The 10,969-nt window shown below is 70.7% G+C and carries 12 protein-coding genes; 7 read left to right on the top strand and 5 right to left on the bottom strand.

Features of this window, described 5'->3' with window-relative positions; genetic code table 11:
- Window positions 1-17: 17 nt before the first annotated feature.
- Both ACIBG8_RS29735 and ACIBG8_RS29740 read right to left on the bottom strand, forming a co-directional pair.
- The gene (locus ACIBG8_RS29735) at window positions 18-872 is read right to left on the bottom strand and encodes a hypothetical protein (protein ID WP_397346310.1); all 855 of its coding nucleotides are present in this window, start codon (window positions 870-872) and stop codon (window positions 18-20) included.
- Between the two features lie 370 nt (window positions 873-1,242).
- A complete protein-coding gene (locus ACIBG8_RS29740) occupies window positions 1,243-2,565 on the bottom strand; it encodes a PLP-dependent aminotransferase family protein (RefSeq protein ID WP_397346311.1) in 1,323 nt (440 codons plus the stop codon).
- Between the two features lie 85 nt (window positions 2,566-2,650).
- Here ACIBG8_RS29740 and ACIBG8_RS29745 point away from each other — a divergent pair, with 85 nt between their 5' ends.
- Window positions 2,651-3,541: a branched-chain amino acid transaminase gene (locus ACIBG8_RS29745; protein ID WP_397346312.1), complete on the top strand. Its 891-nt coding sequence runs from the start codon at window positions 2,651-2,653 to the stop codon at window positions 3,539-3,541.
- 55 nt (window positions 3,542-3,596) lie between these two features.
- Here ACIBG8_RS29745 and ACIBG8_RS29750 read toward each other — a convergent pair whose 3' ends face one another.
- Window positions 3,597-4,187 (bottom strand): TetR/AcrR family transcriptional regulator, encoded by a 591-nt coding sequence (locus tag ACIBG8_RS29750; protein ID WP_397346313.1) that lies wholly within the window; start codon window positions 4,185-4,187, stop codon window positions 3,597-3,599.
- Between the two features lie 38 nt (window positions 4,188-4,225).
- Between ACIBG8_RS29750 and ACIBG8_RS29755 the strand changes: the two genes are divergently transcribed.
- Genes ACIBG8_RS29755 through ACIBG8_RS29765 form a run of 3 tightly spaced genes read left to right on the top strand, consistent with a single transcriptional unit; the run spans window position 4,226 to window position 6,025 of the window.
- A complete protein-coding gene (locus ACIBG8_RS29755; RefSeq protein ID WP_397346314.1) occupies window positions 4,226-4,684 on the top strand; it encodes a hypothetical protein in 459 nt (152 codons plus the stop codon).
- Between the two features lie 9 nt (window positions 4,685-4,693).
- Window positions 4,694-5,221, top strand: a complete 528-nt coding sequence (locus tag ACIBG8_RS29760) for a hypothetical protein (RefSeq protein ID WP_397346315.1) — start codon at window positions 4,694-4,696, stop codon at window positions 5,219-5,221.
- A gap of 39 nt (window positions 5,222-5,260) precedes the next feature.
- Window positions 5,261-6,025, top strand: coding sequence for a class II aldolase/adducin family protein (locus tag ACIBG8_RS29765; protein WP_397346316.1), 765 nt, complete (start codon window positions 5,261-5,263; stop codon window positions 6,023-6,025).
- A gap of 208 nt (window positions 6,026-6,233) precedes the next feature.
- Here the strand turns inward: ACIBG8_RS29765 and ACIBG8_RS29770 are convergent, their stop codons facing one another.
- Window positions 6,234-7,184 (bottom strand): GlxA family transcriptional regulator, encoded by a 951-nt coding sequence (locus ACIBG8_RS29770; RefSeq protein ID WP_397346317.1) that lies wholly within the window; start codon window positions 7,182-7,184, stop codon window positions 6,234-6,236.
- Window positions 7,185-7,256: 72 nt separating this feature from the next.
- On the opposite strand from ACIBG8_RS29770, the gene ACIBG8_RS29775 reads away from it, so the two are divergent.
- Window positions 7,257-8,531, top strand: a complete 1,275-nt coding sequence (locus ACIBG8_RS29775; RefSeq protein WP_397346318.1) for an MFS transporter — start codon at window positions 7,257-7,259, stop codon at window positions 8,529-8,531.
- Window positions 8,485-9,099: a peptidyl-tRNA hydrolase gene (locus ACIBG8_RS29780; protein ID WP_397347798.1), complete on the top strand. Its 615-nt coding sequence runs from the start codon at window positions 8,485-8,487 to the stop codon at window positions 9,097-9,099. Before ACIBG8_RS29775 ends, ACIBG8_RS29780 begins: the two co-directional genes overlap by 47 nt.
- Here the strand turns inward: ACIBG8_RS29780 and ACIBG8_RS29785 are convergent.
- Window positions 9,089-10,063 (bottom strand): DUF3616 domain-containing protein, encoded by a 975-nt coding sequence (locus tag ACIBG8_RS29785; RefSeq protein ID WP_397346319.1) that lies wholly within the window; start codon window positions 10,061-10,063, stop codon window positions 9,089-9,091. The two genes, ACIBG8_RS29780 and ACIBG8_RS29785, sit on opposite strands and share 11 nt — an antisense overlap.
- 58 nt (window positions 10,064-10,121) lie before the next feature.
- Between ACIBG8_RS29785 and ACIBG8_RS29790 the strand changes: the two genes are divergently transcribed.
- Complete coding sequence (locus tag ACIBG8_RS29790; RefSeq protein ID WP_397346320.1) at window positions 10,122-10,946, top strand: hypothetical protein; 825 nt, start codon at window positions 10,122-10,124, stop codon at window positions 10,944-10,946.
- The last annotated feature ends 23 nt before the right edge of the window (window positions 10,947-10,969 follow it).

Here is a 10,969-nt window from a genome sequence, read left to right on the forward strand (position 1 = left end):
CGGACCTCGCTCGGGCTTCAGGTGAGAGGGGGACGGTCGCGCAGGCGGGTTCTGAGCCGGTCCAGCCGGTCGGTGACCCGGTCGATCTCGGAGACGCTGAATTCTTGGGCCAGGTCGGGGTCGTGCTCGGCGACGGCGGGCGAGGTGAACCTGACCCTGTCACCGTCCACGACCACACCGTCGTGTACGGCTGCGCGCTGGTTGAAGGCGACCGCGTCGTCGCGCTCCATCCCGTCGGGCAGCAGCAGCTCGATCCGGTCGCCGGACAGCCGCACCGGGTACCCGCCGGGCAGCCCGAGCGGTCCGGGCAGGCTGGCGACCTGCTCGGCTCCGTCGAGCACGCCGAGCACGAGCTTGGCCGCCGCCAGCCCGGTGACGTGGTTGAGCTCGGCCCTGTCAGTGGCGCGCTGCGCGGCGAGCAGGTCGCCGACCCCCTCGACGGGCTTGCCGTCGAGCCAGGCCATCGCCTCCTCCTGGTCGCCGTGCGGCGCGTGCAGGTGGGCGTGGTGGGCCAGGACGCGCAGCTCGCGCTGGTCGGGCAGCCCGAGGGCGGCCTGGATGCTCGCCGCGAGCAGCGCCACGTTGCCGATGCCGCAGAGCACCGGCACGCCCGCAGCGGCGAGCACGGGGTTGACGGCGTCGGGGAAGCACGCGTTGATGAACCAGGAGCCGGACGGCGCGGCGGCGCCCACGCGGAGGGCCAGCTCCGCCTGGAAGGGCAGGGTCAGGCCGAAACCGGCGTCGGCGACGAGCCGGGTCCACGCGGAGGGTGCGCGGGTGCGCTCCCACGGCGACTGGGACGAGGCGGCGAGCACCACGCCCGAGGGCGCTGCCGCCGCCAGCAATTCGGTCAGCGCCTGCGCACTGGCCATGTTTACCGTCAGTGAGCGGCTGACAACAGGTGCGCCCGACAGTCCGGCCCTGGCCGAACTGACATAGGCGACCTCGGCCGCACGCTCCTGGCTGCGGCCGACGACGAGCAGGTCAAGCGGGACACGCGCGGTATCGGCCAGTGCGTAGCAAAGGCCACGAGCGAGCCCACCTGTTCCGATGACGGCAAGGGTGTGCCGTCCAGGGGACAAATTCAACAAAAGGGGCGCTCCTCGGACAACGACCGAGATCCTCAGCCGCTGGGTGTGTGTCCTCTTGGGGTCGCCAAGCGTTGATCATTCTGTGCACGCGGAGTGATGCTGTCAATGACCGGAAAGAGGCTTTTCTCCACCTATTTAGGGCAACCGAAAGTCACGAAATATCGGGATTTAGGGGTATCTGCAGGTAGGCGGCCATGGCCTGGGACAGGCCGGCCGCCGCACGGTCGAGAAGTTCCGGTGTGAGGGCGAAGCTGAGCCGCAGCCGGTCGCGGTGCCGCCCGTCGGGCGAGAAGAGCGAACCGGGAGCCACGGCCACGCCGTGCCTCCTCGCGACCGCCGCGAACCGGTCGGTGTCGACGCCGGGCAGCCGCACCCAGAGCGACAGCCCGCCGCCCGGCGGGTCCCAGGTCCAGCTCGGCACGTGCGCGGCCAGCGCCGCGGCGAAGTGGTCGCGCCGCCTGGCCAGCTCGGCGATCCACGGCCCTGGCGGGTTGCGTTCGAGCAGCTCGGCGGCCAGGCGCTGGGACACGGCGCTGGTGGCCAGGTCGGTGTCCTGCTTGACCTCGGCCAGCCGGGCCAGCAGCGGCTCCGGCGCCTCCAGCCAGCCCAGCCGCAGGCCGCCCCACAACACCTTGGACAGCGAGCCGACGGCGACCGTGCCGTGCGGGTGCCAGGTGGACAGCCGCTGGGGCGGCTCGCCGTCGAAGACCAGCTCGGCCAGCGTCCTGTCCTCCACGAGCGGCACGTCGGCGGCCCTGGCCAGCTCGGCGACGTGGCGCAGGTCCTCCACGGCCCCGGTCGGGTTGCCGACAGTGACCGTGTAGACGAGGGCCGGGCGGTGCTCGGCCAGCGCCTTGCCCACGGCGGCCGGATCGGTCAGGTCGGCGGCGACGGCGGTGGCTCCGGCGCGCGCGAACACCGACAGCGCGCCCACGTAGGTGGGATCGGCCACCAGCACCCGGTCGCCGGGGCGCAGCAGGACCCTGGCCGCCAGGTCGATGCCCTGCTGGGCGCCGCCGGTGATCAGGACGTTCCCTCCCAGCATCGCCCGCAGCCGGTGATCGCCCCTGCCGTCGTAACCGTGGCCGCTGGGAGTGCGCATGAGGGCGGCCGCGTCCAGCGGCGGCATCACCAGGTGCGAGGGGTCGGGCACCACCGAGGTCGACAGGTCGGCCGCCACGTGGCCGCCGTAGAGCAGCGCGCCGAACGTCGGCGGCGCAAGAAGGTAGGTGCCGCTGCCGTGCCTGCGCTCGCACAACCCCTGCTCGACGAGGGAGTTGAGGGCCGCGGCCACGGTGCCGCGGCTCACGCCGACGGTCTGGGCCAGGTCGCGCTCCGAGGGGAGTCGGGCGCCTGGGGCCAGCGCGCCGATCTCGGCGAGGTCGGTGAGCGCTCCGGCGAGCCGTTTGCTGGGGATGCCGTCGCGCAGCCTGAACCTGTCGCGGATGAGCGCAGCCAGCTCTTCGCTTCCCATCGGGCCATTATGCCCTTGCACCTCGGGTCACTTCTTGGCAAAGTGGCTCAATAAGACTCCGATTCTTGAGCCACTTGGAGCTGCCGTGCAGGCGGAGACGATCTGGATGGACGGGACGCTGGTCCCGTGGGAGCAGGCGAAGGTCCACGTGCTGAGCCACGCGCTGCATTACGGGACGGCCGTGCTCGAGGGGACCAGGGCGTACGGCTCGGCCGTCTTCCGGCTCGACGAGCACCTGGAACGGCTCTACCGGAGCGCCAAGATGATCGGGCTGGCTGTGCCGTACACGATGGGGGAGTTGCGGGCGGCCACCCTGGAGACGGTCGCGGCCAACGGGCTGGAGTCCTGCTACATCCGGCATCTCGTCCATCGTGGGTACGGCGAGCTGGGCATCGCGGCGCGGACCTCACCCGTGGTGGTGTCCATCGCCGCGTGGGAGTGGGGCGCGTTGCTCGGCGACCGGGCGCTGCGCCTGATGACCAGCTCATGGCGACGCAACGACCCGTCCACCCTGCCGACGGCCGCCAAGGCCACCGGTCCCTACCTGAACTCGGTGATCGCCAAGAACGAGGCGCTGGACGCGGGGTACGACGAGGCGGTGCTCCTCAACGCGGCCGGGTACGTGAGCGAGTGCACGGGGACGAACATCTTCGTGGTGAGGGACGGTGTGCTGTCGACCCCGCCGTCCTCGGCCGGGGCCCTGGACGGCATCACCCAGGACACCGTGGAGCAGCTGGCCCGCGACCTGGGGGTCCCGGTGACCCGCCGGGACCTGTTGCGCACGGACCTTTACACGGCCGACGAGGTCTTCGTGTGCGGCTCGGCCTCGGGCATCGTCGCCGTGGAGTCGGTGGACGGCCGCGAGATCGGCGCAGGCCCCCTCACGGGCAAGCTCCAGGACGCGTACCACGCGGCAGTCGAGGGCCTCGACGACCGCTACCACCACTGGCGCACGGAATACCCTCTGGGCGCATGACACGCACCCTGACCGTTGTATTCACGCTTGCGGGGGTGTTGTGAGGCTTCGCGGTTCACCATGCGTCGAGTTGCCGTAGCAGGACCCTGGTCATCGTCTCCGGGGCTATGCGGTCCGGTTGGAGGATCGCTTCGACGCTGAGGCCGTCGATCAGGGCGCACAGGCGCTCCGTCTCCAACTCCAGGTCGGCGTCCTTCGGCAGGCGGCCCAGGCGTTGGGCGCCCTCCAGGACCCGGCCGACCAGCCTTCGCATGTCGTCGTGGACCTTCGCGGCGTGGGGCTGCAGCTCCGGCCGGGTGCGGGCGGCCATCGCGAAGGCCAGCCACACCGTCGCCTCGTCCCGCCGCCGCTCGTCCAGCGGCAGCAGCTCGCACAACATCGCCACCGCCGCCTTCCGCGGGTCCTCGGGAAGTGTCTCCAGGTGGGCCATCAATCGCGCGCCCACCCGCTCGCTCATCGCGCGCATCGCGAAGACCATCAGCTCGGTGTGGCTGTCGAAGTAGTGCCTCACCGACCCGATCGCCAGCCCCGCCTCGTTGGCGACGTTCCGCAGCGAGGCCTGTTCGATCCCGTCCCTGCGCACCACGCGGAACACCGCCTCGACGACCTCTTCGCGTCTGGCCTCGGGATCCACGATTTTCGGCACGTTGTCTTTTATAGCACGACCCTGCTAATTTATTTAGCATGACTGTGCTAATAATCGTGCTGCTCGTCGGATACGTCGTGGTCAGGCGCATGATCGGCGAGCCGCTCAACGCCCGTGACGTCTACGTGCCGCCGGTCGTGCTCATCGCCCTCGGCGTCCACAGCCTGACCAGGATCCCGCTCACCGCCGTCGACCTCGGCTGGCTCGCGGTCACCTGCGCCGTCGGCGTCGGCTTCGGCGCCGTCCGCGCCTCGACCACGCTCCTGTACGCCAAGGAGGGCGTGCTCTGGCAGCGCTACACCTGGCGCACCCTGGTCGTCTGGGTGGTCACCGCGGCCGCCGGATTCGGTCTGGGCGCGCTCGCCCTGGCCATGGGGATGCACGAGCAGGCCCGCCCGATGCAGCTCTCGATCGGGGTGGGCCTGGCCGGAGAGGCGCTGGTCGTCGCGTTGCGCGCCAGAGGAGCCGGGGTGCCCTTCGCGCCGGACAGGCGTTAGCCTTCCCGCGTGTCCTCCCGCATCTACCTCGACGCTCCCTCCACGCCCGCCCGCTTCTTCGCGGGCTGCCTCACCACCGTCGTGGCCGTCTTCTGCGGGTTCGCCGTCGCCGCCACCCTGCTGGCAGACCGGGCGGACCTGCGCCAGGTCGCGGTGGAGTTCGCCCTCTTCTTCGTCCTCCCTGTCGGCATCGTGGCCGGTCTCGGTGTCCTTGTCGTACGCAGCAGCAAGGTGTGGCTCGACGGGCACGAGCTGGTGCGCCGCGACCTCCTCAGGACCACCGCCACCGACCTCACCGAGGCCATCGACATCTCCCTCGAATCGGTGCCCGACGTGGCCACCACGACGCCGGGCGAGATCCCCGTACTGGTCATCAGGGACCACATGGGCACCACCTTCAAGCTGCGGCTCAGGAACCGGCGCGGCTGGCTGCCGACCGGGCAGCTGCTCGCCCTCGCCGACGTCATCGGGGCGCGGACGGACTTCCGCCCGGTGGCCGACTGGCTGCGCAGGCGGGCGGCGGATCCGGAGGCGTAGGTGTGGTAGAACGAAGTTCTAGCCGATAGGAGTCGCCGCATGCCTGAGAACCTCATCTTCCGCCTGCCTCCCACCTTTGAGACGGTCGAGGAGGAGCGGCGGCACCGCAAGGAACGCCTCACGGCGGCGCTGCGGATCTTCGGCAAGTTCGGCTTCGAGGAGGGGGTCGCCGGGCACATCACGGCGCGCGACCCGGAGCTCGAGGACCACTTCTGGGTCAATCCGTTCGGCATGTCGTTCAAGCACATCACGGTGAGCGACCTGATCCTGGTGAACCACGAGGGCAAGGTCGTCGAGGGGCGTTACCACGTCAACGAGGCGGCGTTCGCGATCCACTCGCAGGTGCACCAGGCGCGTCCTGACGTGGTGGCTGCGGCGCACAGCCACTCGATCTACGGGCGGGCGCTGTCGGCTTTGGGTGGGACGATCGAGCCGATCACCCAGGACGCCTGTGCGTTCTACCAGGACAACGCGTTGTTCGACGACTACACGGGTGTGGTGACGGACCTGGAGGAGGGCAAGCGCATCGCGGCGACGCTGGGGGAACGTAAGGCGGTCGTGCTGCGTAACCACGGGCTCCTGACGGTCGGCACGACGGTGGACGCTGCGGCGTGGTGGTTCATCACGATGGAGCGTTCGGCTCAGGTGCAGCTGGTCGCCAAGGCGGCTGGGCAGGTCGTGCCCATCTCACCGGAGAACGCCGCCCTGACGCACCAGCAGATCGGCAACGACCTCGTGGGGTGGATCAACTACCAGCCCTTGCACGACCAGATCACCCGCGAGCAGCCGGACCTTTTCGACTAGCCCCACCCCCGCACGGGGTGCGGTCCTTTTTGGGGATGTCTCCTCGGGCGGGGTGCCGTCCTTAGACCTCCTGACCGAAATACCCCTCACCTCTCCTTGCGAGGGGTGAGATGTGTGCGGGAGGTCTCTTGTTAGGTGTTCTTAGAGACGGTCACCGAGACTCCCGGCGCGCTTCTGTGATGGGGAGAGGGGTCGCGGTGGGGGGTTTTCAGCGTTTGAAGGTCTGTCTGTAAGCCAGTGGGGAGACGCCCACGGCGGTGTGGAGGTGCTGGCGCAGGGAGACCGCGCTGCCGAAGCCCGCCTGGGCCGCCACCTGGTCCACCGGCAGGTCCGTGGTCTCCAGCAGGTGTCTGGCGTGCTCCACCCGCTGCCCCGCCAGCCACCTCGCCGGGCTGACCCCCGTCTCCTCCCGGAACCGCCTGGTGAACGTCCGCACGCTCATCCGCGCGTGCGCCGCCAGCGCGTCGAGGTCGAACCCCGCCTCCAGGTTGCCGAGCATCCACGCCCGCGTGGCCGCCGTGCTCGTGCCGCCGGGATCCGGCAGCGGCCGGTCGATGAACTGCGCCTGCCCGCCCTCCCGCCACGGCGGCATCACGCAGCGGCGCGCGGCGGCGTTGGCGATCGCGCTGCCGTGGTCGCGCCTGATCACGTGCAGGCAGAGGTCGAGCCCGGCGGCGACACCCGCCGAGGTGAGCACGTCACCGTCGTCGACGAACAGCACATCGGGGTCCAGCGGCACCTCGGGGAAGAGCCTGCGGAAACGGTTGGCCCACATCCAGTGCGTGGTGGCAGGCCTCCCGTCCAGCAGTCCGGCCGCGGCCAGCACGAACGCGCCCGTACAGATCGACATGACCCTCGGGCGCCCCCGCAGCGCCTCGCGCAGGTCGCCGGAGATCGTCCCCTCGGTGAGCGGGGTGCCGCCGTGCACGCCGGGGATCAGCACGGTGTCCGCGCTGTCCAGCACGTCAAGGCCGTGATCGGGAACGATCGTGTACCCGGCTTCGGTACGGACGGGCCGCCCGCCGACCGTGCACGTCACCACCTCGTACAGGTGCCGCCCCGCGGCGTCGCGCGCCGCCCAGAACACCTGACCCGGGATGCCCAGGTCGAGCGTGGCGAAGTCGTCGAGAACCACGACGGCGATGCGATGCTGCGCCATGGCCGGATTCTTTCACATATTGGCCTTCCGGCCACTCGTGCCGCCATGGGCGGATAAAGCAGGATCGAGCCCATGCACAGAGCGTGGCTGGCGGCAGGTGTGGCGTTCGTGGCGATCCTGGGGGCGGCCGGATTCCGCGCCACACCCGGGGTGCTCATCACCCCGCTGCAGAACGAGTTCGGCTGGTCGAGCGCGACGATCTCGATGGCCGTGTCCGTCAACCTCGTCCTCTACGGGCTGACCGCCCCCTTCGCCGCCGCGCTCATGGACCGGTTCGGCATGCGCAGGGTTGTCTCCCTCGCGCTGCTCCTGGTGGCGGCGGGCAGCGGGCTGACGGTGTTCATGACGGCGAGCTGGCAGCTGCTGCTCTGCTGGGGCGTGCTCGTCGGCCTCGGCACCGGCTCGATGGCGCTGGTGTTCGTGGCGACGGTGACCGACCGCTGGTTCGTACGGCACCGCGGCGTCGTCACCGGCGTGCTCACGGCGGCAGGCGCGACCGGGCAGCTCATCTTCCTCCCGGTGCTCGCCCAGCTCGCCGACGGCCCCGGCTGGCGGGTCGCCTCGCTGACCGTGACCGGGGCCGCGCTGGTCGTCGTCCCGCTGGTGTGGTGGTTCCTGCGCGACCGGCCCGAGGACGTCGGCACCACCGCCCTGGGCGCCGAACCCGGCGCCGTCCGCCCCGAGGCGTCGAAGGAGAACGCGGCGGTCAGGGCCGTCTCCGTGCTGGCGAAGGCGGTCAGGACCAGGCCCTTCTGGTTTCTCGCCGGTGGCTTCGCGATCTGCGGGGCGAGCACGAACGGGCTGGTCGGCACCCACTTCATCCCCGCCGCGCACGACCACGGCATGCCGCAGGCCACGGCAGCCGGGCTGCTCGCCCTCGTCGGGATCTTCGACGTGGTCGGCACCGTGTTCTCCGGCTGGCTGAGCGACCGCGTCGACCCGCGGATCCTGCTCGGCGCCTACTACGCGTTGCGCGGGCTCAGCCTGATGGTGTTGCCGTCGCTGTTCTCCGCTTCCGCGCACCCCAGCATGCTGGTGTTCATCATCTTCTACGGGCTCGACTGGGTGGCGACCGTACCGCCGACCGTCGCGCTGTGCCGGAGGATCTACGGCGCGGACGGGGCCGTGGTGTTCGGCTGGGTGTTCGCCTCGCACCAGGTCGGGGCCGCGATCGCCGCGGTCGGGGCCGGGCTGACCCGCGACCACCTGGGGGGATACGACGCCGCCTGGTACGGAGCCGGCGCACTGTGCCTCCTGGCCGCGGGGCTGTCGGTGGCCATCGGGCATGCTAGGACCCGTGATGGTGCTCCCACTGGTCGTCAGGATCGAACGCACAGCCCCGCCTGAGCGCACCGACGCGCTCGAGGCGGCGGCGCTGGCCGTGCTCAGCCTGCTGGCCGACCCGGGGGAGTGGGCCCAGGAGGTCCACACCTGGGAGTCGGCAGGACGTATTCGCAAGGTGGTGCGCAGGGCGCGCGGCGCGGAGTGGGAGCGCGTGCTCGCGCTGCCCGGCCGTACGATCGCGCACAGGACGGCTGAGGTGCGCGTGCATCCGCCGGTGCCGCTCGACGACTGGCCCAAGGACCTGGCGCGGCTCCAGGTGTCCGGCACGACGCTGGTGGACACCGTCGAACCCGGGCCGCCGGGAGACGTCGTGCTCTGGGAGAACCCGGAGCTGGAGATGTCGGCGGGCAAGGCGATGGCCCAGGCCGGTCACGCAGCCCAGCTGCTGTGGTGGGCGACGCCGGAGGCCGAACGCCGCGAATTCGACGTCTCCGCCAGGACCGCGTCCGTGGCCGACTTCAAGCGCATGGCCGCCGCCGGGCTGCCCGTGGTGCGCGACGCCGGGTTCACCGAGATCGAGCCGGGTTCGTGCACGTTCGTCGCCGACGCGCCGGGGCTGCCTAGAGCGTGATCAGATCGGCCATGACGCCGCCTTCGGGGGTCAGCCGTCCGGTCGACGGGCTGTCGTAGACGACCATCAGCCTGCCGTCCTCCAGCACCGCCAGCCCCTCCGGGTGGTCGCAGCCCACGCCGTAGTCCAGCTCGGCCACCGTCTCCAGCTCCTTGGCCGACACCACCGAGCCGTGCTCGCGCGCCCGCCAGCGCACCACGCGCACCGGACCGTCCAGATCCATGCTGGGGCCGGTGAGCAGCAGCAGGTCGTCGCCGATCGGGCACAGGTCGCGCACCCCGAGCCCGCCCAGGTCCAGGAAGTGCTTGCGGTACGGCCCGGCCAGCCGCAGGCGGTCGCCGTCGACGAACGGCCGGATCTCCAGCACCACCGCCCAGCCGCGCAGGACCGGCCCGCGCAGCCCGACGTAGACGCGCTCGCCGGTCACCGCGATGCCCTCGATGTCCAGCCCGTTGTCCTTGCCGGGCAACGCCAGGAACGGTCCCAGGTGGGGGTCGTCGCGCATCAGGTCGGCGAGGTTCTCGCCGCGCCCCGACAGGATGGCGCCCTTGCCGGGCTCGTTGGTGACCGGGTCCAGCGGGAGCCGTACCAGGATGAAACGGTTCTCCTCGCGCACCACCGTGGCCAGCCGTTTGATCGCCTTGGCCGGGTCCTTGGGCTTGGCGCGGCGGCGCTTGAGACTGTGCGAGCCGATCGCCCACAGCGCGCCGTCGTGCCTGGCCAGCCCCTCGATGTCGGCCTCGTCGTCTGGTCCGGCGGGCAGGTCCACGTAGTCGGCCAGCCTGAAGGTGCGCTCGTGGTCGTAGAGCGTTCCCGACCAGGTCAGATGCTCGATCGTCGCGGTTTCGTCGCCCGCCACCCACAGGCCGGAGGAGTCCCTGCGGACCGCGGAGAGGTTGGTATGGGTCTGCGCCTCGCGCGAAGCAAGATCGAATCTCAGCTCTACCTGGTCCACGCACGCCATGATGTCACTTCGGTCGCTTCGTATACGGATTGGCGGGTTTTGTCGTACGCTCCCGATCGTGCTCGATGGGGACGGTGGGACCGTGGTGGTCCGTGAGAGATCTTCGCTCAGGCGCCGCCGCATCGGTGACCTGCGGATGCGAGTGGTCTACCGAGGGCTGGCCATAGTTGTCGCGGTGGTCGTGGCCGCCGTGGGAATCGCCTTCCTGCTCCCCTCGCGGCCCGACGAAGCCGGGGCGCAACGGTCGATCGCCGCGCCATCGACCGTTCCCCCCTCGGCCTCGGCTTCGCCCGTTCCCAGCCCCACGCCCACACCGTCGCCCGGCGCCACGATCGCGCCCGGCTACACGGCGATGCAGGCGCTGGAGGCCGATCGCCGCCTGCCCGCCCTCGGCGGCAAGCTCGGCTTCGGGAAGCTGCCCGGGCGCGCTGCCAAGGTTCGCGGAACGCTGAAGGACAAGCGCGCCGGCCTGGCCGTACCGCTGCTCGGAAAGCCCTGGAAGCGCTACGGCTCAGGACCCTTCTCGACCAGGCAGGTGCTGCCGCCGGTCAAGAAGGGCGCCAGGGGCATCCTCGTGAGCTGCCCCGTGCCGATCGAGGCGCAGGAGAACCCGCGCGACACCGCGCTCCTGGCCGCCAGGTGGACGCTCAACCACCACCCCAAGGGCGCCAAGATCCGCTGGGTGGGGTCCAAGGCGGTGGCCAAGGGCTGGGCCCTGGTCTACCGCGTCTCGTACGGCAAGCGGACGTCCATGGCGGCCGTCGTCGTGCTGCAGAGGCGGTCCAGCAAGCCCGGCCTGTTGTTCGTGTCGATTCCAGACACGCAGAAGGGGAATTGGAGAGACATCAACCGCGTTGTCGCCGGAGTTCGTGTTCTAGGGTAGAGATCACGAATCGGGGGGATTGA

Source organism: Nonomuraea sp. NPDC050556, assembly GCF_044457355.1.
In the GTDB taxonomy this organism is placed as follows: Bacteria; Actinomycetota; Actinomycetes; order Streptosporangiales; family Streptosporangiaceae; genus Nonomuraea.